22 protein-coding genes and 1 pseudogene are annotated in these 24268 nt (G+C 67.9%); 3 read left to right on the forward strand and 20 right to left on the reverse strand.

What is annotated here, in order from left to right; genetic code table 11:
- Positions 1-195 precede the first annotated feature (195 nt).
- The 8 genes from WJ12_RS09475 to mltG all read right to left on the reverse strand — a co-directional run bounded on the left by WJ12_RS09475 (position 196) and on the right by mltG (position 7499).
- The gene (locus WJ12_RS09475) at positions 196-1371 is read right to left on the reverse strand and encodes an AAA family ATPase (RefSeq protein WP_069245645.1); all 1176 of its coding nucleotides are present in this window, start codon (positions 1369-1371) and stop codon (positions 196-198) included.
- A gap of 44 nt (positions 1372-1415) precedes the next feature.
- Entirely contained in the window at positions 1416-2588 is a 1173-nt protein-coding gene (locus tag WJ12_RS09480; RefSeq protein WP_069245646.1) for a mechanosensitive ion channel family protein, read from the reverse strand.
- 89 nt (positions 2589-2677) lie between these two features.
- Positions 2678-3034: a Rap1a/Tai family immunity protein gene (locus WJ12_RS09485; RefSeq protein ID WP_006485939.1), complete on the reverse strand. Its 357-nt coding sequence runs from the start codon at positions 3032-3034 to the stop codon at positions 2678-2680.
- A 118-nt stretch (positions 3035-3152) separates the two neighbouring features.
- Complete coding sequence (locus tag WJ12_RS09490) at positions 3153-3863, reverse strand: ankyrin repeat domain-containing protein (protein WP_034188697.1); 711 nt, start codon at positions 3861-3863, stop codon at positions 3153-3155.
- A gap of 45 nt (positions 3864-3908) precedes the next feature.
- A complete protein-coding gene (locus WJ12_RS09495; RefSeq protein WP_069245647.1) occupies positions 3909-4688 on the reverse strand; it encodes a TatD family hydrolase in 780 nt (259 codons plus the stop codon).
- Between the two features lie 123 nt (positions 4689-4811).
- The gene (locus WJ12_RS09500) at positions 4812-5840 is read right to left on the reverse strand and encodes a DNA polymerase III subunit delta' (RefSeq protein ID WP_034188699.1); all 1029 of its coding nucleotides are present in this window, start codon (positions 5838-5840) and stop codon (positions 4812-4814) included.
- A 19-nt stretch (positions 5841-5859) separates the two neighbouring features.
- Positions 5860-6480 carry a dTMP kinase gene (gene tmk, locus WJ12_RS09505; RefSeq protein WP_034188700.1) on the reverse strand — a complete coding sequence of 207 codons (621 nt, stop codon included), beginning with the start codon at positions 6478-6480 and terminating at the stop codon, positions 5860-5862.
- Positions 6480-7499 (reverse strand): endolytic transglycosylase MltG, encoded by a 1020-nt coding sequence (gene mltG / locus WJ12_RS09510; protein ID WP_034188701.1) that lies wholly within the window; start codon positions 7497-7499, stop codon positions 6480-6482. Before mltG ends, tmk begins: the two co-directional genes overlap by 1 nt.
- A 77-nt stretch (positions 7500-7576) precedes the next feature.
- Here mltG and ygfZ point away from each other — a divergent pair, with 77 nt between their 5' ends.
- Both ygfZ and WJ12_RS09520 read left to right on the forward strand, forming a co-directional pair.
- Entirely contained in the window at positions 7577-8611 is a 1035-nt protein-coding gene (gene ygfZ / locus WJ12_RS09515) for a CAF17-like 4Fe-4S cluster assembly/insertion protein YgfZ (RefSeq protein ID WP_069245648.1), read from the forward strand.
- 76 nt (positions 8612-8687) lie between these two features.
- Positions 8688-9539: an NRDE family protein gene (locus WJ12_RS09520; RefSeq protein WP_069245649.1), complete on the forward strand. Its 852-nt coding sequence runs from the start codon at positions 8688-8690 to the stop codon at positions 9537-9539.
- 16 nt (positions 9540-9555) lie between these two features.
- Here WJ12_RS09520 and WJ12_RS09525 read toward each other — a convergent pair whose 3' ends face one another.
- From WJ12_RS09525 to WJ12_RS35860, 7 genes and pseudogenes are all read right to left on the reverse strand, one after another.
- Positions 9556-9996, reverse strand: a complete 441-nt coding sequence (locus tag WJ12_RS09525) for a GNAT family N-acetyltransferase (protein ID WP_049034503.1) — start codon at positions 9994-9996, stop codon at positions 9556-9558.
- Positions 9997-10035: 39 nt separating this feature from the next.
- On the reverse strand, positions 10036-10995 hold the full coding sequence (locus WJ12_RS09530; protein ID WP_069245737.1) for an alpha/beta hydrolase: 960 nt from the start codon (positions 10993-10995) through the stop codon (positions 10036-10038).
- 155 nt (positions 10996-11150) lie between these two features.
- Positions 11151-11630, reverse strand: coding sequence for a PaaI family thioesterase (locus WJ12_RS09535; protein WP_034188705.1), 480 nt, complete (start codon positions 11628-11630; stop codon positions 11151-11153).
- Positions 11627-11941: a Dabb family protein gene (locus tag WJ12_RS09540; RefSeq protein WP_059561688.1), complete on the reverse strand. Its 315-nt coding sequence runs from the start codon at positions 11939-11941 to the stop codon at positions 11627-11629. Before WJ12_RS09540 ends, WJ12_RS09535 begins: the two co-directional genes overlap by 4 nt.
- Before the next feature lie 259 nt (positions 11942-12200).
- A pseudogene (locus tag WJ12_RS36740) lies at positions 12201-12437 on the reverse strand (IS3 family transposase); the annotation flags it as partial.
- Positions 12438-12473: 36 nt separating this feature from the next.
- Positions 12474-13631 carry a sensor histidine kinase gene (locus WJ12_RS09545; RefSeq protein WP_069245650.1) on the reverse strand — a complete coding sequence of 386 codons (1158 nt, stop codon included), beginning with the start codon at positions 13629-13631 and terminating at the stop codon, positions 12474-12476.
- A 226-nt stretch (positions 13632-13857) separates the two neighbouring features.
- The gene (locus WJ12_RS35860) at positions 13858-14052 is read right to left on the reverse strand and encodes a hypothetical protein (RefSeq protein ID WP_156810492.1); all 195 of its coding nucleotides are present in this window, start codon (positions 14050-14052) and stop codon (positions 13858-13860) included.
- Between the two features lie 417 nt (positions 14053-14469).
- Here WJ12_RS35860 and WJ12_RS09550 point away from each other — a divergent pair, with 417 nt between their 5' ends.
- Positions 14470-16611, forward strand: coding sequence for a glucosidase family protein (locus tag WJ12_RS09550; protein WP_069245651.1), 2142 nt, complete (start codon positions 14470-14472; stop codon positions 16609-16611).
- Positions 16612-16682: 71 nt separating this feature from the next.
- On the opposite strand, the gene WJ12_RS09555 is transcribed toward WJ12_RS09550, so the two are convergent.
- The 5 genes from WJ12_RS09555 to WJ12_RS09575 form a co-directional block, all read right to left on the reverse strand.
- Positions 16683-18083 (reverse strand): GGDEF domain-containing protein, encoded by a 1401-nt coding sequence (locus WJ12_RS09555; RefSeq protein ID WP_034188751.1) that lies wholly within the window; start codon positions 18081-18083, stop codon positions 16683-16685.
- Positions 18084-18344: 261 nt separating this feature from the next.
- Positions 18345-19523, reverse strand: coding sequence for an acetyl-CoA C-acyltransferase (locus WJ12_RS09560; protein WP_069245652.1), 1179 nt, complete (start codon positions 19521-19523; stop codon positions 18345-18347).
- 43 nt (positions 19524-19566) lie between these two features.
- Positions 19567-20199 carry a bifunctional nicotinamidase/pyrazinamidase gene (gene pncA, locus WJ12_RS09565; RefSeq protein ID WP_034188753.1) on the reverse strand — a complete coding sequence of 211 codons (633 nt, stop codon included), beginning with the start codon at positions 20197-20199 and terminating at the stop codon, positions 19567-19569.
- A gap of 44 nt (positions 20200-20243) precedes the next feature.
- Entirely contained in the window at positions 20244-22328 is a 2085-nt protein-coding gene (locus WJ12_RS09570) for a 3-hydroxyacyl-CoA dehydrogenase NAD-binding domain-containing protein (RefSeq protein ID WP_059561732.1), read from the reverse strand.
- A 189-nt stretch (positions 22329-22517) separates the two neighbouring features.
- Positions 22518-24161 (reverse strand): 3-(methylthio)propionyl-CoA ligase, encoded by a 1644-nt coding sequence (locus WJ12_RS09575; RefSeq protein WP_069245653.1) that lies wholly within the window; start codon positions 24159-24161, stop codon positions 22518-22520.
- Between the last annotated feature and the right edge of the window lie 107 nt (positions 24162-24268).

Below are 24268 nucleotides of genomic sequence, written 5' to 3' on the forward strand. Positions count from 1 at the left end.
GGCGATCGCGCATTGCGCGCGCCCGACCCTTGCAGCGCTGGCCGGCAAGGCGCCAGCCGCCTATCTCGACATTATTCGCGATCCCGCTGCCGGGAGCCGCCCGTCTTGCATTTTATGGGCGTTGTTACAGACAGGATACATTCCGTTCGCGGGGCAGCCGCCTCCACCGCGCACGGCCGAATCGATCCGGCCCCGTCAACGCGACGGCCACTTCCAGGCCGGCAGGTCGCGCGTGTCGGCATCGACGAGCGCGGTCGCGCCGAGCTGCTTGTCGAGCACCAGCGATTCGCAGCCGGCCTCGCGCTCGAGCGTCGCGATCAGCCGCGCCGCGTGCGACACGACGAGCACCTGCGAGCGCCGCGCGGCCTGCGCGATCAGGCGGCCAAGCGCGGGCAGCAGATCGGGATGCAAGCTCGTCTCCGGTTCGTTCAGCACCATCAGCGCCGGCGGGCGCGGCGTCAGCAGCGCGGCCGCGAGCAGCAAGTAGCGCAGCGTGCCGTCGGACAGCTCGGCCGCCGCCAGCGGCCGCAGCAGCCCCGGCTGGCGCATCAGCACGTCGAACCGGCCGCGGCCGCCCGGATTGTCGATCTCGACCGACGCACCGGGAAACGCGTCGTCGATCGCCGCGTCGAGCGCGGCCGCGTCGCCGATTTCGCGGATCGTCTGCAGCGCGGCGGCGAGATCGGCGCCATCGTCCGCGAGCACCGGCGTGTGGGTGCCGATGTGCGACTGGCGCGCCGGCGCCTGCGCATCGGTCCGGAAATGGTCGTAGAAGCGCCACGACCGGATCCGCTCGCGTACCGCGATCATCTCGGGCGCGCCGGTCGGATCGGCGAATTCGGTCATCATGCTGTCGAAGCTCGCGACCGGCTGCGGAATCGTCCACCAGTCGCCCGACGCGGTGCGCGCGCGGATCTGCGCGCCCTGCCGGTCGACCAGCAGCGTCGACGGACGCGGCAGCGCGCCGCCCCAGATGCATTCGCGCTTGACCACCGGATCGAGCGCGAACTGCGAATGGCTCGCGACCGGCAGGCCGAGATCGATCGAATAACCGAAGTCGGCGCACGCGAAGCCGAGCTTCAGGCTCACGGGCCCCTTGCGCACCGTGCCCGTCACCGGCGCATCGCCGTCCAGCATCGCGCGCGAGAAGCGCTCGGGGCCGGCCCACAGCGTCGACGGCAACCCGCCCTCGCGGGCGAGCGACGGGATCACGCGGCCCTGCGCGGTGTCGGCGAGCAGCCGCAGCGCGCGGTACACGCTCGACTTGCCGCTGCCGTTCGGCCCCGTCACGACGTTGAGCGCCGCGAGCGGCACGATCAGCTCGCGCAGCGAGCGGTAATTGGCGATGGCAAGCGTCTTCAGTGCGGTCATGGGAAGAGGGGAATCCTCCGTGGCGGACAGGCGCCGGGCCGCGCTCAGCGGCCGTCGACGGCCTGCGGATCGGCCGCGGTATTGGCCGCCGTGCTGGCGGCAGGCTGCCGCGCGTGCGGCCGTTCGGGATTCGGCGCGTCCGGCGCGGATTCGTGCGGATACAGCTCCATCCGGCTGCGCGGCAGGCATTGCGGGTAGCGGTCCTGCAGGTATGCGATCAACCCTTCGCGCACGCGGCAGCGCAGATCCCAGCACGACGACGCATCGGCCGCGCTGACGAGCGCGCGCAACTGCATCGTGCGCTCGGTCGCGTCGGTGACCTGCAGCACCTGCACGCGGCCGTCCCACTCGGGCGCCGCATGGACGAGCCGCGCGAGTTCCTCGCGCAGCGGCGCGAGCGGTGTCCGGTAGTCGACCGACAGGTAGACCGTGCCGATGATTTCCGAACTGCTGCGCGTCCAGTTCGTGAACGGGTTCTCGATGATCCATTGCAGCGGCACGACGAGGCGCCGCTGATCCCACAGCCGCACCGACACGAACGAGCCGGTGATTTCCTCGATGCGCCCCCACTCGCCCTGGATCACGACCACGTCGTCGAGCCGGATCGGCTGCGTGAGCGCGATCTGCAGCCCGGCGATCAGGTTGCCGAGCACCGGCCGCGCGGCGATACCGGCAACCAGCCCCGCGACGCCGGCCGACGCCAGCAGGCTCGCGCCCACCTGACGCACGTTCGGGAACGTCATCAGCGCGGCGCCGGTGCCGATGATCACGATCAGCACCATCACGGTCCGCACGAGCACCTTGGCCTGCGTATGGATGCGCCGCGCCTGCAGGTTGTCGGCCGTATCGATCGGATGGGCCTGGATGATCGCGTCGCCGACGCCGGCCGCGAGCCGCACCAGCAGCCACGTGAGCGACACGATCGAGCCGACCGCGGCCGCGGTGCGCATGCCGCGCACGAACGACATGCCGTCGTCCGCCTGGACCCACACGAACTCGAGCGCCAGCAGCGCGAGCACGACGAGCGACGGCTTGTCGATGTAGCGCAGGATCGCGCTCATCAGCGGATACGGCTGCGCGACGCGCTTGACGATGCGTGCGCCGAGGCGGTGCACGACCGCGACGACCAGCATGACGATGACCGACACGGCCAGCGTGCCGAGCCACGCATGCAGCGGCGCATCGGCGATGCGCTGCAGTTCCTCGATTGAAATCATCGGCGCCCTTGGGTGATGAGGCGTGCAGCCTCGTCCTGGGATGCGTCGGCGACGTCCGGGCCGCGCATGCGCCCGGACACGGCGTCAGGTCAGTTGCCGCTCCTGCACGGAAACGCCTTGCCGAGACCGAGCGACACGGCGGTGCTCGCGTTGTAGTCGGCCAGCTTCGGATTTTCCGCGATGTACTTGCGCACCGCGTCGGTCATCTGCTGCGCCCGGATGTCGGGCGGCAGGCAGAAATACTGGCCGACGCGCGGCCCCGTGGTGCCGCCGATCGCGTCGATCGTGTTGTAGACGCCGTCGGCGGCGCCTTCGATATAGGCCGCGCACGACGCCCGCGACTTCACGTCCGTCTTCGCGCACAGCCGGTCGAGATCCGCGCCCGTGAAAGCCGCCGCCGACAACGGCACGGCAAACGCCGCGGCACAAAACATTGCGCGCAACATGGTGTTCCTTATATCAATGCGGCCCGAGGCCGCCTGCTGCCTTGGCCGGCGCGGCGCCGGGCACCCTGCTCCGGCCGGAATCCGGCCGGCCGGGCGCACCGTCCCGCACCGAAAACCGTCATTTTGCACTCTTTTGCGCATCTGCCGGCGTCGCCGCACCAATGCGCGTCGTCCGCTTGCTCAGGATCTCGATCGCGTCCGGCGCGTTGTAGTGCTTCGCGAACTCGAGCGCGGTGATGCCGAGCTGGTTCTTGACCTGCGGATCGGCGCCCTGGTCGAGCAGCAGCGTGACCGTCGACGCATGGTTGCCGCGCGCGGCCATCATCAGCGGGGTCGTGCCGTTCGGCGACGCCGTGTCGATGTAGGCATCGTGGTCGAGCAGCAGCTTCACGACCGCGTCCTGGCCGTTGGTCGCCGCGTAGTGCAGCGGCGCCCAGCCCTTCTTGCTGACTTCCGCGCCCTTGTCGATCAGCAGCTTCGCGAGGCCCAGGTCGCCGTTCAGCGACGCGAGCATCAGCGCGTTCTCGCCGGCCTTGTCTTCCTTCTCGAGGTCGACGTTCGGCGTCGTCGCGATCGCGGCCGCGACCTTGTCCGACTTCTCGCGCGCGGCGATCACCAGGATCGGATCGCCGTTCGGCGCGAGCGTGTTCGGGTCGAGCTTGCCGCTCTTGAGCTGCTTGCCGATGTCGGCGATGTCGTCGAACTTGACGGCCTTGACGATCGCGTCGAGCGACTCGGCATGCGCGCCGGCGGCGGCGAACAGGCCGCTCGCGACCAGCGCGGCGGCAACGAGGGCGCGTTTGGGCAGATGATTGGTCGGCTTCGTCATTGTTGTGGGCTCCTTCCCTGGGTTGTGTCGGCTGCGCGCACGTCGTTAGCGGGCGATCTTGAACAGCCGGAAAAAGTTCTGCGTCGTCGCATCGGCGAGCGCCTCGACGGCCATCCCGCGTTCGGATGCGATAAAGCGTCCGACATGGCTGACGTACGCAGGTTCATTCGGCTTGCCGCGATACGGCACCGGCGCGAGGTACGGCGAGTCGGTCTCGATCAGCAGCCGGTCGAGCGGCATGCGCCGCGCGACGTCCTGCACGTCGGTCGCGTTCTTGAACGTGACGATGCCCGACAACGAGATATGGAAGTTCTGCGCGAGCGCCTGCTCGGCGACGGACCACGGCTCGGTGAAGCAGTGCATCACGCCGCCGGGCACGTCGGCCCGCTCCTCGGCCATGATCCGCAGCGTGTCTTCCGACGACGCGCGCGTATGGATGATCAGCGGCTTCATCGTCGCGGTCGCCGCGCGGATGTGCGTGCGAAAGCGTTCGCGCTGCCATTCCATGTCGGCGATCGAGCGGCCTTCGAGGCGGTAGTAGTCGAGGCCCGTTTCGCCGATCGCGACGACCTTCGGGTGCGCGGCCAGCTCGACGAGCTCCGCGAGCGTCGGCTCGCGCGCGTCCTCGTGATCGGGATGCACGCCGACCGACGCGTAGACGTTGTCGTGCGCGTCGGCGATCGCAAGCACGTCGGGCAGCGTCTCGAAATCGACGGACACGCACAGCGCGTGCGTGACGTCATGCTCGCGCATGTTCTCGAGAACGGCCGGCAGGCGGTCGGCCAGGCCCTTGAAATTGATGTGGCAGTGAGAGTCGACGAACATCGTGTTTCCTGAATACGTAAGACGCGCGCTCACGCGCTCGCCGGCATGCGGCGACGGGCCGCGTCGCCGAGTGGTCCGTTCGATCCGTTCACCATTTCGCAACCCACGGGAAGCAATACCGGATCACGCGAACATTTCCCGATATCCGAGAAACAATTCCTCGAATACGAGCCGTGCATTGAGCGGATGGTTCTCGACCGTCCGCTGCCGCGTCACGGCTTTCATGAAACGCGCGAACGCGTTCGCGTCGACCGCCTCCGCGCAACGCGCGAGCGCCGCCGCGTGCATCGGGAAGTAGCGCGGCGCGCCCGCCATCCGCTGCGCGAGCAGATCGTACAACCAACGCTGCAGCCAGCCGAGCACCAGCGGCACCGGCAGCTTCTGCAGCGTCTCGCCGCACGCGAACGGATCGCATCCGGCCCCGGCCGCGAGCTGCCCGAGCGTGTAGTCGCGCAGCGGGCGGTTCTCGTCGCTCGCGAGCGCCAGCGCGGCGAGCGGCGCGCCGCCGGCTTCCGCGAGCAGCGCGCGGGCGTGGTCGACGCCCTGCGCCGCGAGCCATGTCTCGGCCGCGTCGGGCGCCGGCACCGTCATCGGCCACTGCCGGCAGCGGCTGATGATGGTCGGCAGCAGGCGGTCGATACGCGCCGACACGAGCAGGAACACGACGCCGGACGGCGGTTCCTCCAGCGTTTTCAGCAGCGCGTTCGACGCGGCGACGTTGAGCGCCTCGGCCGGATACAGCACGACGACGCGCGCGCCGCCGCGGTGCGAGCCGACCCCGCAGAAGTCCAGCAGCGCGCGCACCTGCTCGATCTTGATTTCCTTGCTCGGCGCACGCGTCTTCTTGCCGCCTTCGTCCGCGTCGGCCGGCTTCGCGTCGTCCGCGGCGCCCGGCGCTTCGCCCGCCAGCGCCTCGGGCAGCACGATCCGGTAGTCCGGATGGTTGCCCTGCGAGAACCACGTGCAGGCCGCGCAGGTGCCGCACGGCTCGCCGTTCGGCCGCGGCGATTCGCACAGGAAGCCCTGCGCGAGATGCTGCGCGAACTGCAGCTTGCCGATCCCGGCCTGGCCGTGCAGCAGCAGCGCATGCGGCCATTGCGCGCGCAGCTGCTGCAGGCGGTTCCAGTCGTCGGTCTGCCACGGATAGATCATGTGGTGCGTTCCTTGCGGGTTACAGCGCGGCGAGCACGCGTTCGAGCTGCTGGCGGATCTCGGGAATCGACTGCGTCGCGTCGACGATCGCGAAACGGTGCGGCGCCTCTTCCGCGCGCCGCAGATATTCGCCGCGCGTACGCGAGAAGAACGCGTCCGATTCGCTTTCGAACTTGTCGGGCATGCGCGCGGCGCCACGGCGCTCGCTCGCGACGTGCGGCGCGACGTCGAACAGCACCGTGAGGTCGGGCTGGAAACCGCCCTGCACCCAGCGCTCGAGCGTTTCGAGCTTGTCGCGCGGCAGCCCGCGGCCGCCGCCCTGGTACGCGAACGTCGCGTCGGTGAAACGGTCGGACACGACCCAGTCGCCGCGCGCGAGCGCCGGCTCGATCACGAGCGCGAGATGCTCGCGGCGCGCGGCGAACATCAGCAGCGCTTCCGTCTCGAGGTCCATCGGCTGGTTCAGCAGGATCTCGCGCAGTTTCTCGCCGAGCTGCGTGCCGCCCGGCTCGCGGGTGACGACGACCTGCCGGCCGGCCGCGGCCAGCTTGCCCTGGAGCCGTTCGCAGAACCATTGCAGGTGGGTGGTCTTCCCCGCCCCGTCGATGCCTTCGAACGTGATGAATTTACCGCTCGCCATTATTGACCTCGTATGTACTTGTCCACGGCCTTGTTGTGATCGCCCAGCGTGTCCGAGAACACGCTCGTGCCGTCGCCCTTCGCGACGAAATAGAGCGCGCTCGTCGGTGCCGGATTGATCGCCGCCTGCAGCGCAGCGACACCCGGCAACGCGATCGGCGTCGGCGGCAGGCCGCGTCTCGTGTAGGTATTGTAAGGAGTGTCGGCCTGCAGGTCGCGCTTGCGCAGGCGGCCGTCGTACGCGTCGCCGAGCCCGTAGATCACCGACGGATCGGTCTGCAGCGGCATGCCGATGCGCAGCCGGTTCGCGAACACGGCCGCGACGAACGCGCGGTCGGCCGCGTGGCCCGTTTCCTTCTCGACGATCGATGCGATCGTCAGCGCTTCGTAAGGCGACTTGTACGGCAGCCCCGGCACGCGGGCGGCCCACGCCTCGTCGAGACGCGTCTGCATCAGGTGATACGCGCGCCGGTAGATGTTCAGGTCGCTCGTGCCCTTGTCGAACAGGTAGGTATCGGGGAAGAACAGCCCCTCGCCGCTGCCGCGCTGCACGGCGCTGTCCGATGCGCCGATCGCACGCAGCAGCTCGGCGTCGCTCATGCCGGCCGTCGAGTGCGACAGGTCGGGATTCGCATCGAGTTCCGCGCGCATCCGCTTGAAGGTCCAGCCTTCGATGACCGTCGCGACGTACTCGTTCACGTCGCCGCGCGCGATCTTCTGCAGCACCTCGTAAGGCGTGATGCCGGTCTTGAATTCGTAGTTGCCGGACTTGAGCCGGCTCGACAGCCCGAGCACGCGCGTCATCGCGACGAACCCGAACGGTTCGACCGGCACGCCGCCGCGCTTGAGCTGCAGCGCGACGCTCTTCACGGTGCTGCGCGGCTTGATCGTGACGTCGAGCGATGCCGAGCCCAGCAGCAGCGGCCGGGTCGCCCAGTAATACCCGCCGCCCGCGCCGGCAGCGGCCACAACGACGGCCAGCGCCACGATCGTCGCGGCGCATTTCTTCAGTAGGGACATGGAAACGTGACTCAGGTAAGACCCATATAATACTTGCTCGCCTTCGTCAAAGTCAGGGTTGACTGTTCCCTCATTCCATGAGCACACCGTTCGCTTCACCGGCTGCCCAGGCCGCATCTGCCTCGCTCCCCGTTTTCCCCCGCCCGTCCGCCGCCGATTTCGACGCGCCGGGCGCCTGCATGCCGCTGCCGCAGTTCGGCGTGATCGACGTGGCCGGCGACGACGCCGCGACATTCCTGCACAGCCAGCTGACCAACGACATCGAGCACCTCGATGCCGCGAGCGCACGGCTGTCCGGCTATTGCTCGCCGAAGGGGCGCCTGCTGGGGTCGTTCCTCACCTGGCGCGCCGGCCACGACGTGCGCCTGCTCGTGTCGAAGGACGTGCAGCCGGCCGTGCAGAAGCGGCTGTCGATGTTCGTGCTGCGCGCGAAGGCGAAGCTCACCGATGCAAGCGACACGCTCGCGGTGGCCGGCTTTACGGGCGACGTACGCGACGCGCTGTCGGGCATCTTCGACGCGCTGCCGGACGGCGTGCACGTGAAGGTCGACGGCCCGGCCGGCGCGCTGATCCGCGTGCCCGATGCGGCCGGCCGCAAGCGCTATCTGTGGATCGGCCCGCGCGCCGAGGTCGACGCGCGCCTCGCGGCGCTCGCCGGCACGCTGCCGGTCGTGTCGCCGGCCGTGTGGGACTGGCTCGACATCCGCGCGGGCGAGCCGCGCATCACGCAGCCGGCCGTCGAACAGTTCGTGCCGCAGATGGTCAACTTCGACGTGATCGGTGCCGTTAACTTCAGGAAAGGGTGCTACCCGGGCCAGGAAGTCGTCGCGCGCAGCCAGTACCGCGGCACGATCAAGCGCCGCACCGCGCTCGCGCACGTCGCCGGCGACATCGATACCGTGCATGCCGGCGTCGAGCTGTTCCACAGCGACGATCCCGGCCAGCCGTGCGGGATGATCGTCAACGCGGCGGCCGCGCCCGCCGGCGGCGTCGACGCGCTCGTCGAGATCAAGCTCGCCGCGCTCGACAACGGCACGGTGCACGTCGGTTCGGCCGACGGCCCGGCGCTCGCGTTCGACGCGCTGCCGTACGCATGGCCGACGGAAGCGTGACGCACTGACAACCCATTCGGGCGCCGGCTCGCGAGTCGCAGCCGGCGCCCGATGTTTCCTGCGAGAGATTCGCCCGATGTGTCTGATTGCCTTCGACTGGCAGCCTGATGCCGCCGCCGGTCCCGTCTTTACCCTCGCCGCCAACCGCGACGAGTTCTTTCGCCGGACCAGCGCGCCGCTCTCGTGGTGGGAAGATGTGCCGGGCGTCCTTGCCGGCCGCGATCTCGAAGCGGGCGGCACGTGGCTCGGCGTTTCGCGCGACGGCCGGTTCGCCGCGCTGACGAACTACCGCGCGCCGTTCGACATCCGCGCGGGCGCACCGACCCGCGGCAAGCTCGTGTCCGATTTCCTCGGCGGCCCGCCCGTCGCGCCGCTCGAGTATCTCGGGCAACTTGCCGAGCATGCGGCCGTCTACAACGGCTTCAACCTGCTCGTCGGCGACTGGCGGCGGCGCGAACTCGCGTGGTTCTGCAACCGTGCGCCCGAAGGTGAAAGCAAGGTCGCCGCGCCGGTCGCGGTCACGCCCGGCGTGCATGCGCTGTCGAATGCGCGGCTCGATACGCCCTGGCCGAAAGTCGTGCGCAAGCGCGCGGAACTCGGCACGCTGCTCACCGACGATCCGACCCCGCCGCTCGACGAGCTGATTGCACTGATGCGCGACCCGCACGTCGCGGACGACGACGCGCTGCCGCACACCGGCATCCCGATCGAGCGCGAGCGTGCGCTGTCGGCCGCGTTCATCGAGACGCCCGAATACGGCACGCGCGGCACGACCGCGCTGCGCGTCACGATGAAGGAAGGCGTGCGGCTGACGGTGGAGATCAAGGAGCGCTGCGACGACGACGGTTCGCACCGTACCGTGCGGCCGGGTTCGTTCGAGCGCGCGTTGACGTTCGACATCGACGTGGCGTCGGCACGGCCGCGCTGAACGCGCGCCTTTCGCGCTACGGCGCGCGCGTCATCTCGACATGCGGCACGCCGGCCTCGACGAACGGTTCGCCGACCGCCGCGAAGCCGTGCCGCACATAGAACGCCACCGCCGAATCCTGCGCATACAGCCGCACGGCGGCTTCGCCGCGCCGCCGCGCGGCCTCCAGCAGCGCGTTCAGCACGGCCGACCCGACGCCCTGCCCGCGCGCGTCGGCCAGCACCGCAACGCGGCCGATCGTACCCGACGGCAACAACCGTCCCGTGGCGACCGCACGGCGCGTGCCGGTTACCGCGTCGATCCGGTACGCGACCGCATGCAGCGACAGCGGATCGTCGTCGTCGAGTTCCCATTCCGGCGGAATCTGCTGCTCGCGCACGAACACCGCGTCGCGAATCCGCGCGGCGTCGCCGCCCAATACCGCCCAGTCGCCCGTTTCCACCACGCCGTCCGTCATCGCAGCCTCCCTGCGACGCGCGCCTTCGAGCGCCCGCCGTCAAATGTCGTCGAATGCGGCCTTCAGCGCCGCGACCGCATCGCCATGCGCGGCCCGCACCTCGGGCACGTAGCCGCCCATCTTGAAGAATTCGTGAATCATCCCCGGATAGCAGACCAGCGTGACCGCATTGCCGGCCGCGCGCAGCTTGTCCGCGTACGCGGTCCCCTCGTCGCTCAGCGGATCGTATTCGGCCGTCGCGATCCACGCCGGCGCGACGCCCGCGAACGACGGCGCGCCACGCGTGCCGTCGAGCGGCGCGAAGCGCCAGTCGTCGCGATCCGCCGGATCACGCACGTATTGCGTGAAGAACCACTGGATCGTGTCCTGCGTCAGCAGGTAGCCGTTCGCGAGCCGCGCGTGCGATGCGGTGTCCTGGTAACCCGTCACGCCCGGATAGATCAGCATCTGCAGTGCCAGGCGGATGCCCGCATCGCGCGCGAGCACCGCGCAGACGGTGGCAAGCGTGCCGCCCGCGCTGTCGCCGCCGACCGCCAGCCGTGCGGCGTCGATGCCGAACGTGGCGGCTTCGCGATGGAGCCACCGCAACGCGTCGTCGGCGTCGTTCACCGCGGTCGGAAACCGGTGTTCGGGCGCGAGCCGGTAATCGACCGACAGCACCGCGCACTGCGCATCGCGCGCGAACATCCGGCACAGCGCATCGTGCGTGTCGACGCTGCCGACCGTGAAGCCGCCGCCGTGGTAGTAGACGAGCGCGGGCAACGGCTCCGCGAGGCTCGGCGCGACCGGCAGGTACAGCCGCGCACCGATCGTGCGGCCGTCGCGCGTCGGCACGACGCACGCCTCCACCGCATGCATCGGCGCCGGCGCGACATCGAGGATCGGCGCGCTCTTCTCGTACGCGGCGCGCGCCTGCTGCGGCGTCTGGTGGTGATAGGACGGGCGTTTCGCGCGCTCGATCATGTCGAGCACCTGGGCGATCTTCGGATTCAGCGGCATCGGGGAAAACAGCGCCTGCGCGGCGCCGTGAACGGACAAGCGTGCATGATGCCACGCCCGAATCAGGCAGGCGTGACGCGCGATGTGCCGGCTTTCCGTGCCGCCAAACGCAACGGCCCTGTCCGACCAGCAGACCGGGCCGTGCGCCCGGGTGCCTACGCGTCGCTCGGGCCGGGCTGGGCGTCCGGCGCGGTGCGCGAACGCTGCCGCTTGATGTCGCGGCCGACCGCGAGCCGCCGCATGTACTTGAACGTGCCGAGCGCCTTCGCGACGAAATTGCCGTCGCTGTCGCGCACTTCGCCTTCGCAGTAGGCCATCGTCGTCGAGCGGTGCATCACACGCCCATAGGCGCGCAACTCGCCGCGCCCCGGCTGCATGAAGTTCACCTTCATCTCGACCGTGACGACGCCAACGCCGTCGTCGGTCAGGCTGCGCGCCGCCATCGCGAGCGCGATGTCGGAAAGCGTCATCGTCACGCCGCCGTGCGCGATGCTCCACGTGTTCATGTGCCGCTCCTCGAGCGGCAGCACGATCTCGCTCGCCCCATCCTTCGCGGACACGAGCTGCACGCCGAGCAGGTCGACGAACGGGCTTTCGATCGACGGGCCGTCCGTCGGGGTTGCCGCGTCGCTCATCGTGTGCTGTCAACGATGTAGTCGACGCACTCGCGCGATTCGGCGACCGCGACGACGAATTTCTTCACTTCCTGGTGGACCGGGTGCACCTGGTACGCGTCGAGCGCGGCCTTGTCCGCGAAATCGGATACGAGCACGATGTCCGCGGTCGCGTCGAGGCCCGGCGTCGCCACGCCGACGTCGATCTGCAAGGTGCCTGGTACGAGGTCACGGCAGCCTTCGAGCTTTTCCTTCAGCTTCAGCGCGTTCTGTGCGCGCGTCGCGCCTTCGGCCGATTCCTTCAACTTCCACATGACGATATGTCTGATCACTTCGGTTGCTCCAGTTTCTGTTGGTTCGGCACTTTGCCATAACCCTTTGCCAGTCGGGCGCTTCACGCCCTTCCGTCGTTCGCTTGCGTGCGCCGGAAATCGTGCCCGGCCGAGAAAAAAAGGGGGTATTACTTCAACCCTCTCGGGACGATACCCCTTTTCCACCGTTTCGCTTACTGAGGCTGGTCCAATTTCCGTCCCGGTCTTGGAGGGAAAATTCCGGCTCTTCGGGGTGGGCCGAATCGGCCCGGTCGGTACGCTAGCGGACGAATTCCATCGATGTCGTCCGCTGTAGCGCGGCGCGAGGGCGCGCCTCGTTATGGTACCCGCACCAAACTTCGATTTGGCGTCTGGCGTTCTTCTGCGACAAGAACCCATTTGCCGGCCGGCCTGCCGGGGCGCGAGCAGTCAATCTCCACGCCGTTCTCATACGCCCGTTTGTCGAGCGCCTTCGAATGAATTCACTGCCATCATCAACCTCGATATAGCCGGGAATCTCAGAACAACGCGCCCCCACGAAACCCACTCCGCATCACTGCCGCTCGACACGAGCTCCGGGACGCTCGTTTCGCGCACCTCTCGGCAGATGTACCGAGAAAACTGTTTCCGTCGAATCGGACCGCGCCTCGATACGACCCTGATGTGCCTTGGCGATCTCGCTGGCGATGTACAAGCCCAACCCCAATCCGACATCGTCATCGACGTTTTCCGATCGGTCGGATCCACGCTGAAGCGGATCGAAGATCCGGTCGAGCGTGAGCCGATCGATAGCGGGCCCCTTATTCCCGACCTCGATATGCGCCTCTGCGTCGTCCGAAGTCGCCGTCACCCGCACGGGTGTATCGGGCGCTCCATACTTGACTGCGTTGCTCACCAGATTGCTCAGGAGCTGCTCGAGCCGCTGATCATCCCAGTCACCCCGCAGGTCGCCGTTCACCTCGAGATTGATCTCGCGATTCGGATGAGCCGTCTGCAATTCGTCGACCACATTGCCGAGCACTTGCACGAGATCGGCATCGCGGCGCACGACGTTGATACCGAGCCCGAGTTGCGTCCGGTTGAAATCGCAGAGATCGTCAAGGAGAGCGTGCATGCGCCCGCCGCTGCGAATCAGCCGGGCCGCGGCCTCCGATATGTCTTCTCCGGCATTGAGCGCGGCCAAATAGGACGCTGTTATCTGAATGGTCTGCAGCGGCGTGCGCATATCGTGACCCAGCATACCGAGCAACAAGTTGCGGGCCAGCTCCACCTGCTCGGTAAAAAAAGCAACGGATTCCGCGAGCGCCTGATCGATCGCCTCATTGAAGCGAATCATGTCGTCCACATGAGGTGCGTCCGGCTGGCATGCGTCGATCCACAAGCGCAGCACACTGGCACGCAGCGCCCGATACTCGGCCGTCAATTGATTGATGTTGAAGCCTCGACGGGCGCGCAGGACGGCATGCGTCTGCGCGGCCGTTTTCTCCGCGTTCACCGGTTCGGGCGCCCGTCCAAGCGATTTTTCATGTTGCTCCGCCGTCGTTTGCGGCGTATCGATGTCCTCGGCCACCGCCTGCAGGATCTGACGCGCGTGATCGCGTAGCCCATGCGCGTCCATGCTCCGCGCAGCCGGCAGCAGCGTGGCGGCAAATGCCTCCCACTCCACCAGGATCGGCTCCATGTTCTGAACGATGAAATCAGCTAGACGCATGTCGCCTCTCACAATGGAATAAACGGTGGATGGCTTCCGACGCTCCGCGACGATATCACGTGAATATGGGCAATCGAAGGTGCCGCGTCGCGGACGGGCAGCGCGCGGCCGTCGCAACCGCGAAAAAACGCGTACCGAATCGGCGGTCGTCCGTTCCGGCGACGATATCTGCTCTTTTACCGCATCGAACACCGACGGCGCCGGCCGCATGAACGGCGACGGGCGCTCAGGACCCGGCGGCCTGAACACGCGAACTGCGGTTTCCCGGCAGGAACGAGAATTGCACGGCTTCGCGCGCCGCTCCGACCACGGCCGGCATGAACGAGACGATTCCCTTGCTTTCCGGCGTCAATCGCCGGTATGAAACGCCATTGCCGATCGTTTCGCCATCGGATATCCGGACCGCGTTATCCAAATCCATTCAATCGCATATTTTACCGACCCAATGCGTAACAATTTCAGTCGGCTTTTCAATTCCGAATTACAAAATCACAAAACATTATTGACTTCGGCTTTCCAGGAAATCTAGAATCCCTACGACGGCTTACGTTTCGATTTCTTCTGCCGCACGCAATTCGCCACGCACCCGTGCGAGGGCCTGCCGCATTGCTTTCCCTTGCTGCATCAAGGCCGCACCCTCTGCTGCCGCGGTTTTCTGCTTTTACCAATCGCTCGCTTATTTACCGCCTATTTCTCTTTTTCAAAACGGCGCTACACCCCGATCAATTCCAGTCATTCACCAGAAAAGAATGACCGCGACACGAGACCAAACGGACCCAAGATCCGTTGATTCGCACATCCAGATAAAAAATCGCCATTCATCAGGAGGGACATCAACATGCATCGCCTTGCGAAGTCGCTGTGTCTCGGGCTCGTCTGCGCCGGCCTGCTCGCGGCCTGCAACGACGACGACGTTCAGTCGAACACCCCGCCGTCGAACCACGCCGCGCTGTCGTTCCGCATGGACACCGGCGGCCAGATCAACGCGTTCTACCGGCAGGACAAGGTTGCCGCGCACCTGCTGGTGCGTTCGTCGACGAAGCCGCGCCTGCTGGTGGTCTTCCCCGCCGGCAACAGCGGTACGGGCCTGTGGTTCGACGACACCGCGCAACCGGTGAACTGGAGCCTCGACACGCCGCCGTCCGCGCTGTCGGCACCCGACGCGCGCGGCCGCCCGCTGTACGGCATCGGCGCCGACGTGTCGGTCGACACCGGCACGCTGACGATCCGCCAGGGCGTGCTCAGCAACGTGCGCTTCCTGCGCGACTTCAACGGCGGCGCGACGATTCCGCAGCAGATCCTCACCGCGCCGACGGTCCAGGGCGGCACCGCGCAATGGCAACGCGACCGGATCGACGGCGCGCCCGGCTATGCGTTGCGCATCACGCTGCGCGACGGCGGCAGCATCGCGCCGGCAGCGGGCGGCAAGCTCGTGCTGAACGCGCCGGCCGGCTCGCACACGCTGAAATTGCACATCGATGCGCTGTCGGGCGAGACGCCGCTTTCGCCGATCACGCGCGCCGACCTGTTCGCCCCGTCCGTGAACCCCGACCCGGTGAGCCAGAACGTGCTCGAATTCCTGAGCTTCAACGACAAGCTGCTGGCCGGCTCGTGGCAGTACGACACGTACTTCGGCCGCGATACGCTGATCTCGGTCCGCATGCTGATGCCCGTGCTCGCGCCCGCGGCGATCGAGGCCGGCCTGTCGTCGGTGCTGAGCCGCCTGTCGGCCGACGGCAAGGTCGCGCACGAGGAAGGCATCGGCGAATTCGCGCTGGTCGACAACCAGAAGAACGGCAAGCCGAACGATCCGACGCCGACCTACGACTACAAGATGATCGACAGCGACTACCTGCTCGCGCCGATCGCGGCCGCGTGGCTGATCGACGATACGCGCGGCCAGGCGCGTGCGGCGGCGTATCTCGCACAGCGCGGCAGCGACGGGCAGACCAACGGCAGCCGCCTGGTCGTCAACCTGCTGCACGTCGCGACGACCGCGCAGGCGTTCGCGCAACAGCCGTCGGTCGCGAACCTGATTCACCTGCGGCCCGGCGAGATCGTCGGCAACTGGCGCGACAGTACCGACGGGCTCGGCGGCGGCGTCTACCCATACGACGTGAACGCGGTGCTCGTGCCGGCCGCGCTGCGCGCGGCGAACGCATTCCTCGCGCGCGGCCTGCTCGATCCGTATCTCGATGCCGGCCAGCGCGCGACGCTCGCCAACACGGCGAACGAGGCGACCACGTGGGAGACGCAGGCGCCGCCGCTGTTCCAGGTCAGCGTGCCGGCCGCGCAGGCGGCCACCGACGTGTCGGCCTATGCGCCGTCCGCCGGCGTGCCGGCCGGGGCCGCGCCCAGCGCGCCGCTCGCGTTCTACGCGCTGTCGCTCGATCAGCAAGGCAACCCGATTCCGGTGATGAACTCCGACGGCGGCTTCGCGCTGCTGTTCGGCTCGCCGCCGGACGACCAGCTCCAGCGGATCGTCGGCGACGTCACGCGGCCGTTCCCGACGGGGCTCGTGACCGATGCCGGGATGCTGATCGCGAACCCGGCGTATGCGAGCCAGGCACTGTGGCCGAAATTCACGAGCTCCGCGTATCACGGCACGGTGATCTGGTCGTGGCAGCAGGCGATGTGGGTCGCCGGGCTCGATCGTCAGCTCGCGCGCCAGGATCTGTCGGGCGCGACCCGCGCGCTGCTCACGCAGGCACGGCAGACGATCTGGCAGGTGATCTCGAACGGACGCGACATGCGGACGTCCGAGATGTGGACGTGGTCCTACGTAAAGGGCACGTACCAGACCGATGCGTTCGGCACGCGCAGCGCGGATGCGACCGAGGCCAACGCGGCCCAGCTGTGGAGTACGACGTATCTCGCGATCCGCGATCCGCAGCAGCGCGCGGGCAAGTACTGGTGGCAGGCATCGCAGCGGATGCAGGACACGCAGCCGAAACAGGCGACGGCGCTGGCGTCACGCTAGCGCCGCGCGGGCCGACCGGCATGCAAAAGCCCCGGGGCGTCGCCGCCTCCGGGGCTTCGATCGACGATGCATCACCGCGACACGACGCGATTCCGCCCTTCCCGCTTCGCCTGATACAGCCGCTCGTCGACCACCCTCAGCAACGCATCGACCGTACTCCCGTCGACGCCATATTGCGCGACGCCGACGCTGACCGTCACCTGCACGCGCTTGAAGTCCAGCCCAAACGGCGAACTCGCGATCGACGAACGCACGCGCTCGGCCGTCATCCGCGCGCCTTCGAGCGGCATGTCCGGCAGCAGCGCCATGAACTCCTCGCCACCGACGCGCGCAAGCCCGCCCGCCGGCCGGATCGCCTCGAGGCACTGGCGCACGACGCCGCGCAGCACTTCGTCGCCGATCTGGTGCCCGTAGGCATCGTTGATGTTCTTGAAATTGTCGAGATCGAGCGCGAGCAGGCAGAACGGCGTGCCGTCGCGTTCCGCCCGCACCATCTCGCGCTCGACCTGCGCGATGAACTGCCGGCGGTTCGACGCGCCCGTCATCGGATCGGTCGCGGCCATGTACTCGAGCTTCTGGTTCGTGCGCCGCAGCTCCTGCAGCGCGCTCTCGGTGCGCGCCATCGATTCCGACAGCCGGCTCATCAGGTCTTCCTGGCTGTAGATCGCCGAGAACGAGCGTGTCGTCTGCAACGCCTGCACGACGCCGTAGCTGAGCAGGAAGAAGCCGCCCGCGAAAATCGCGTGCGCCAGCCACCACATGTGATTCCACGGCTTGCCGAGAATGAATGCGAGCGAAGACAGCGCGAAGGCCATGATCGACACGCCGTAGATCACCATCAGCGGCGAGCGGATCCGCCGCGCGAGCAGCACGCAGACGTTCAGCAGCGAGAACACGAGCGCGCCGCCCTCCATCGACAAGCGCGTACCGAGCGCGCCGGCGATCGGCGAATACGCAAGGTAGGCAACGACGACGTCGACGATCACGAAGAACACGATCCACGGCAGCCACGTTCGCGCGCTCATGCGCCTCTCGATCCGGTCGGGCGGACGCGAATACGACAGCAGGCCCGTCAGCAGCAGGATCGACATCACGAGCCGCGACGCGGGCCCGTACAGCAGGAACAGCCAGATATTGTGGTGCGCCATCCCGGTGAACGCACCGTGCAGCGCATAGATCATCGCGAAGCCGAGAAAGCCGAGCGTCAGCCAGCGCAGCAGCGGCTCGCCGGACGACCGGTAGCACACCCACGTCACATAGGTGACGAACGCGCCCTCGAGGGTAGCGGCCGCAATTGCGATTTCATGGAATGCGTGGTTCTCGAACCCGACGTGCGGGTCGCTGAAGAACCACAGGTAGGCGATCAGATACGCAGGCAGCAACGCGAATCCGACCAGCAGGCATTTCGCGTAAAGCCTCGCGGCCGCGCTGACGACGCGCGGCGGTTCCCCGGCTGCATAGGTCGTACTCATTCGGTCCCCGGTCGGTCTGCTGCGTTGGTTCGAACCTTCGCGGCACGGATCGCGCCATGCGCGATCCTGCCCATCGTGCCGAAAGGCAAATGTCAGAGCAAGTATAGGTGGGGCAATTCGTTTGACAAGTCAGGGGAAACGGCATTGCCGGGCGCACGCCTTTTGCTTCCCGATTGTTTCGAATCGCGGCGCTGCCGCACCGATTGATGTCGCGGCCGCGGGCGTCGCCGAAGCGAAACCGCGGCCGCGACCGGCCAAAGATCAGAGGATTTCGAACAGACCGGCCGCGCCCTGCCCGCCGCCGATGCACATCGTGACGACCACGTACTTCACGCCGCGCCGCTTGCCTTCGATCAGCGCGTGGCCGGTCAGGCGAGCGCCCGACACGCCGTACGGATGGCCGACCGCGATCGCGCCGCCGTTCACGTTCAGGCGATCCTCAGGAATCCCGAGCGTGTCGCGGCAGTACAGCACCTGTACCGCGAATGCTTCGTTCAACTCCCACAGGCCGATGTCGTCGACCTTCAATCCGGCCTGCTTCAGCAGCTTCGGCACCGCGAACACGGGGCCGATGCCCATCTCGTCCGGCTCGCAGCCGGCCACCGCGAAGCCGCGGAACACGCCCATCGGCTGCAGCCCTTCGCGCTGCGCGGCATCGGCGCTCATCACGACACACGCCGACGCGCCGTCCGAGAACTGGCTCGCGTTGCCGGCGGTGATCACGCCGCCCGGCACGGCCGAACGGATCTTCGACACGCCTTCGAGCGTCGTGTCGGGGCGAATGCCTTCGTCGGCCGATACCGTCACTTCCTTCGTGAACAGGCGGCCCGTCGCCTTGTCGGCGATGCCCGCGAGCACCGTGATCGGCACGATCTCGTCGCGGAACCGCCCGGCTTCCTGCGCGGCCGCGGCGCGCAGTTGCGACTGCACGCCGTACTCGTCCTGCCGCTCCTTCGAGATGCCGTAGCGCTTCGCGACGTTCTCGGCCGTCTGCAGCATGTTCCAGTAGATTTCCGGCTTGTGCTGGACGAGCCAGCCTTCCTGGATCATGTGCCGGTTCATCTCGTTCTGCACGCACGAGATCGATTCGACGCCGCCGGCGACATAGACCTCGCCTTCGCCCGCGATGATTCGCTGCGCGGCCAGCGCGATGGTCTGCAGCCCCGACGAGCAGAATCGGTTCACCGTCATCCCCGGCACGGTCACGGGCAAGCCCGCGCGCAGTGCGATCTGGCGCGCGATGTTCGCGCCGGTCGCGCCTTCGGGGTTCGCGCAGCCCATGATCACGTCCTCGACGCGAGCGGGGTCGAGCTTCGCGCGTTCGAGCGCGGCGGCGACCACGTGGCCGCCGAGCGTCGCGCCGTGCGTCATGTTGAATGCGCCACGCCAGGATTTCGCCAGCGGCGTGCGTGCGGTCGATACGATTACGGCTTCGGTCATGCGAGTCTCCTTCGGTGCTGCCCTGAATCGGATGGGAAATGCGCTACGCCGCCGGGCGCGCGCCCGCGGACGTCACATGCGCGACGCCCGCTGCCTGCATCTGCTGCCATGCGTGCGCGAGCGACCCGTTCAGGTCGATCGCACGGCACGCATCGTTGATCACCGCGGCGTCGAACCCGGCCGCGCGCGCATCGAGCGCCGACCACGCGACGCAATAGTCGGTCGCGAGCCCGCAGCACCACACGCGCTTCGCGCCGAGTTCGCGCAGGTAGCCCGCGAGCCCCGTGCGCGTCGTGCGGTCGGCTTCGACGAACGCGGAATAGCTGTCGACCTGCGCGTCGCCGCCCTTGCGGATTACGAGCCGCGCGTGCGGGATGTCGAGGTCGCGATGCAGCGCCGCGCCGTCGGTGTCCTGCACGCAATGCACGGGCCACAGCACCTGCTCGCCGTACGGCAGCGCGAGCGTGGAAAACGGCTCGCGGCCCGGATGGTTCGCCGCGAACGACACGTGCTCGCGCGGGTGCCAGTCCTGCGTCAGCACGACCTGGTCGAAGCGCTGCGCGAGCGCGTTGATCACCGGCACGACCGCATCGCCGTCCGGCACCGCGAGCGCGCCGCCCGGCATGAAGTCGTATTGCACGTCGATCACGAGCAGGACGTCGTCGGTGCGTTTCATTGCGTGTCTCCAGACAGGATCGGCCGCGCCGCCATGCGGCGGCGTCAGCCGTTGAACCCGCGGCCGGCCTTCGCCAGTTCCGCGATCGACGGCGCGAGCTGCCATGCGTCGCCGTTCGGTGCCGCCGCATAGCGGCGAATCGCGCGCTCGACGTTGTAGAGGCCGACCGTGTCCGCATACAGCATCGGGCCGCCGCGCCACAGCGGGAAGCCATAGCCGGTCAGGTAGACCATGTCGATGTCGGATGCCTTCGACGCGATCTTCTCCTCGAGGATCTTCGCGCCTTCGTTGACGAGCGCGAACACCAGCCGCTCGACGATCTCGTCGTCGCCGATCTTGCGCCGCTCGACGCCGCGCTCCTTCGAATACGCGACGACCATCTCGTCGACGAGCGACGACGGCTTCGCCTTGCGATCGCCCGGCACGTAGTCGTACCAGCCGCCGCCCGTCTTCTGGCCGAAGCGGCCCTGTTCGCACAGGCGGTCGGCGATCTTCGAGTACTGCAGGTCGGGTTGCTCGACGTAGCGGCGCTTGCGGATCGCCCAGCCGATGTCGTTGCCGGCGAGGTCGCTCATCCGGAACGGCCCCATCGCGAACCCGAACTTCTCGATCGCGCGGTCGACCTGCGCGGGCAGCGCGCCTTCCTCGAGCATGAACAGCGCCTGGCGGATGTACTGCTCGATCATCCGGTTGCCGATGAAGCCGTCGCACACGCCCGACACGACCGCCGTCTTGCGGATCTTCTTCGCGACGGCCATCACGGTCGCGAGCACGTCCTTCGCGGTCTGCGCGCCGCGCACGACCTCGAGCAGCTTCATCACGTTCGCCGGGCTGAAGAAGTGCATGCCGACCACGTCCTGCGGACGCTTGGTGAACGCCGCGATCTTGTCGACGTCGAGCGTCGACGTGTTCGACGCGAGGATCGCGCCCGGCTTCGCGACTTCGTCGAGCTTCCTGAACACCTGCTCCTTCACGCCGAGCTCCTCGAACACGGCCTCGACGATCAGGTCGGCGTCCTTCAGGTCGTCGTAAGAGAGCGTCGGCGCGATCAGCGCCATGCGCGCGTCGAGCTTCTCCTGCGTGAGCTTGCCCTTCTTCACCTGCGCGTCGTAGTTCTTGCGGATCGTCGCGATGCCGCGCTCGAGCGCTTCCTGCTTCGTCTCGAGCAGCGTGACGGGCAGGCCCGCGTTGATGAAGTTCATCGCGATCCCGCCGCCCATCGTGCCCGCGCCGATCACGCCGACGCGACGAATCTCGCGCAGCGGCGTGTCGGACGGCACGTCGGGAATCTTGCTCGCCGCACGCTCGCCGAAGAACGCATGGCGCAACGCGCGGCTTTCCGGCGTCATCATCAGCGCGACGAAACCTTCGCGCTCGGCGATGCTGCCCTGGTCGAAGCCGTTCAGCACGCCCGCCTCGATCGCATCGATGCACTTGTGCGGCGCGGGGAAATTCGGCGCGGCGGCCTGCGCGGAATTGCGCGCGAACTGAATGAAGCCCGCGGCGTTGTCGTGGACGATCTTGCGATCGCGCACCCGCGGGTGCGGCCCTGGCCGCGCGCCGGCCTTGCGCGCGAACGCGACGGCCGCCTCCAGCAGGTCGCCGTCGGCCATCTCGTCGAACAGCCCGCTGTTCGCCAGTTGCTCCGACGGCACCGGTGCGCCCGACACGATCATGTTCAGCGCGGTCTCGAGCCCGACCGCGCGCGGCAGGCGCTGCGTGCCGCCCGCACCCGGCAGCAGGCCGAGCTTCACTTCGGGCAGCGCGACCTGCGCGCCGGGCGCCGCGACGCGGTAATGCGCGCCGAGCGCGAGTTCGAGGCCGCCGCCCATCACGACGCTGTGCAGCGCCGCGACGACGGGCTTCGCGCTCGCTTCCACCGCGCGGATCACGGTGTGCAGCGTCGGCTCCTGCAGTGCCTTCGGCGTATTGAATTCGGTGATGTCGGCACCGCCCGAGAACGCGCGGCCCGCGCCGGTCAGCACGATGGCCGTGACCGACGGATCCTGCGCGGCGCGATCGAGCGCGTCCATGACGCCCTGACGGGTCGACAGGCCGAGCCCGTTGACCGGCGGATTGTTGAGCGTGATGACGGCCACGCCGTCGCGAGTCGAGTAATCCACTGCCATCTGCCTGCCTCCATGCATCGCGCGCCGGGTTGGCTGCGCTTCATTGTGCGCGGTCGAACAGCCGCATGTCCGGATGAACTGAGGCAGCATACAACGAAAAAGCACGGTCGTTCAATTTGAATTTTGTTGCCGATCCGGGGACGGATCGGGCGACCGGTTCGCGGGCCGTCGCCGGCCCGGGCGCGATGCTTACGGCTCGCCCACCGCCGTCGGCAACACGTAGTCGCGGAACGTCTCGCGCAGCTTCAGCTTCTGCAGCTTGCCGGTCGCGGTGTGCGGCAGCGATTCGACGAACACGACGTCGTCGGGGATCCACCATTTCGCGACCTTGCCTTCGTAGAACGCGAGCAGCGTGTCGCGGCTCAGGTTCGCGCCTTCGCGCGGCACCACGACGAGCAGCGGGCGCTCGGTCCATTTCGGGTGCGCGCATGCGATGCACGCGGCTTCGGCCACGCCCGGGTGGGCGACCGCGACGTTCTCGATGTCGATCGAGCTGATCCATTCGCCGCCCGACTTGATCACGTCCTTGCTGCGGTCGGTGATCTGCAGGAAGCCGTCGGGATCGATCGTCGCGACGTCGCCGGTCGGGAACCAGCCGTCCGACAGCGGCGATTCGTCGCCGCGAAAGTAGTGATCGATCACCCACGGCCCGCGCACCTGCAATTCGCCGAACGCGACGCCGTCCCACGGCAGCTCGTGGCCGTCCTCGCCGACGATGCGCATGTCGACGCCGCAGATCACGCGGCCCTGCTTTTCCAGCAGCCGGCGCTGCGCGTCGAGCGGCCGCTGCGACTGCGCCCAGTTGAGCTTCGCGAGCGTGCCGAGCGGCGACAGCTCGGTCATTCCCCATGCATGGATCACGCGCACGCCGTATTCGTCCTCGAACGTGCGCAGCATCGCGGGCGGGCACGCGGAGCCGCCGATCACCGTGCGGTTCAGCGTCGAGAAGCGTACGCCGGCTTCGCGCATGTAGTTGAGCAGCCCGAGCCACACGGTCGGCACGCCCGCGGAAAACGTCACGCGCTCGGCCTCCATCAGCGCGTACAGCGACTTGCCGTCGAGATCCTTGCCGGGCAGCACGAGCTTGCCGCCGGTCAGCGGCACCGCGTACGGCAGCCCCCACGCGTTGACGTGGAACATCGGCACGACGGGCAGCACGGCGTCCATCGCGGACAGGTTCATCGCGTCGGGCAGCGCGGCGCCGTATGCGTGCAGCACCGTCGAGCGGTGCGAATACAGCACGCCCTTCGGGTTGCCGGTCGTGCCCGACGTGTAGCAGAGCCCCGACGCCTGCTGCTCGTCGAGGCGCGGCCAGTCGTAGCGGCCGTCTTCGGCGTCGACGAGCGTTTCGTAGCAGAGGTACGGCGTCGCGCCCGTCGGCAGGTGCGCGGCATCGGTCATCGCGACCCAGCCCTTCACGTGCGGACACTGCGGCGCGATGGCGTCGACGAGCGGCGCGAAATTGATGTCGAAGAAGACGTAGCGGTCTTCAGCGTGATTGACGATGTACGCGATCTGCTCGGGAAACAGGCGCGGGTTGATGGTGTGACAGACGGCGCCCATCCCGCCGATCCCGTAGTACGCCTCCAGATGCCGGTAGCCGTTCCACGCCAGCGTGCCGACGCGGTCGCCGGCGTCGACGCCGAGCCGCGCAAGCGCCTGCGCCAGCTGCTTCGCGCGGCGCTCGCAATCGCGGTACGTATAGCGATGCAGGTCGCCCTCCACGCGCTTCGACACGATCTCCGTGTCGCCGGCGTGCCGCGCGGCATGCGAAATCAGCGAGGACACCAGCAGCGGCACGTCCATCATCTGGCCCAGCAACGGCTTACCCATCGTCTTGTTCTCCGTGAGGATGCGAATCGGTGACCGGCCCCTGCAACGCGCCCGTCAGCGGCCCCGGACGGGCGTGGCGCACGGTGCGCGCGCCGCCATGCGGGCGG

Source organism: Burkholderia seminalis (assembly GCF_001718535.1).
In the GTDB taxonomy this organism is placed as follows: domain Bacteria; phylum Pseudomonadota; class Gammaproteobacteria; order Burkholderiales; family Burkholderiaceae; genus Burkholderia; species Burkholderia seminalis.

Bases quoted from the DNA above. Each gene is read 5' to 3' on its own strand.
- WJ12_RS09475 (WP_069245645.1), bottom strand. From the start codon at position 1,371: ATGACCGCACTGAAGACGCTTGCCATCGCCAATTACCGCTCGCTGCGC.
- WJ12_RS09480 (WP_069245646.1), bottom strand. From the start codon at position 2,588: ATGATTTCAATCGAGGAACTGCAGCGCATCGCCGATGCGCCGCTGCAT.
- WJ12_RS09485 (WP_006485939.1), bottom strand. From the start codon at position 3,034: ATGTTGCGCGCAATGTTTTGTGCCGCGGCGTTTGCCGTGCCGTTGTCG.
- WJ12_RS09490 (WP_034188697.1), bottom strand. From the start codon at position 3,863: ATGACGAAGCCGACCAATCATCTGCCCAAACGCGCCCTCGTTGCCGCC.
- WJ12_RS09495 (WP_069245647.1), bottom strand. From the start codon at position 4,688: ATGTTCGTCGACTCTCACTGCCACATCAATTTCAAGGGCCTGGCCGAC.
- WJ12_RS09500 (WP_034188699.1), bottom strand. From the start codon at position 5,840: ATGATCTATCCGTGGCAGACCGACGACTGGAACCGCCTGCAGCAGCTG.
- tmk (WP_034188700.1), bottom strand. From the start codon at position 6,480: ATGGCGAGCGGTAAATTCATCACGTTCGAAGGCATCGACGGGGCGGGG.
- mltG (WP_034188701.1), bottom strand. From the start codon at position 7,499: ATGTCCCTACTGAAGAAATGCGCCGCGACGATCGTGGCGCTGGCCGTC.
- ygfZ (WP_069245648.1), top strand. From the start codon at position 7,577: ATGAGCACACCGTTCGCTTCACCGGCTGCCCAGGCCGCATCTGCCTCG.
- WJ12_RS09520 (WP_069245649.1), top strand. From the start codon at position 8,688: ATGTGTCTGATTGCCTTCGACTGGCAGCCTGATGCCGCCGCCGGTCCC.
- WJ12_RS09525 (WP_049034503.1), bottom strand. From the start codon at position 9,996: ATGACGGACGGCGTGGTGGAAACGGGCGACTGGGCGGTATTGGGCGGC.
- WJ12_RS09530 (WP_069245737.1), bottom strand. From the start codon at position 10,995: ATGCCGCTGAATCCGAAGATCGCCCAGGTGCTCGACATGATCGAGCGC.
- WJ12_RS09535 (WP_034188705.1), bottom strand. From the start codon at position 11,630: ATGAGCGACGCGGCAACCCCGACGGACGGCCCGTCGATCGAAAGCCCG.
- WJ12_RS09545 (WP_069245650.1), bottom strand. From the start codon at position 13,631: ATGCGTCTAGCTGATTTCATCGTTCAGAACATGGAGCCGATCCTGGTG.
- WJ12_RS35860 (WP_156810492.1), bottom strand. From the start codon at position 14,052: ATGGATTTGGATAACGCGGTCCGGATATCCGATGGCGAAACGATCGGC.
- WJ12_RS09550 (WP_069245651.1), top strand. From the start codon at position 14,470: ATGCATCGCCTTGCGAAGTCGCTGTGTCTCGGGCTCGTCTGCGCCGGC.
- WJ12_RS09555 (WP_034188751.1), bottom strand. From the start codon at position 18,083: ATGAGTACGACCTATGCAGCCGGGGAACCGCCGCGCGTCGTCAGCGCG.
- WJ12_RS09560 (WP_069245652.1), bottom strand. From the start codon at position 19,523: ATGACCGAAGCCGTAATCGTATCGACCGCACGCACGCCGCTGGCGAAA.
- pncA (WP_034188753.1), bottom strand. From the start codon at position 20,199: ATGAAACGCACCGACGACGTCCTGCTCGTGATCGACGTGCAATACGAC.
- WJ12_RS09570 (WP_059561732.1), bottom strand. From the start codon at position 22,328: ATGGCAGTGGATTACTCGACTCGCGACGGCGTGGCCGTCATCACGCTC.
- WJ12_RS09575 (WP_069245653.1), bottom strand. From the start codon at position 24,161: ATGGGTAAGCCGTTGCTGGGCCAGATGATGGACGTGCCGCTGCTGGTG.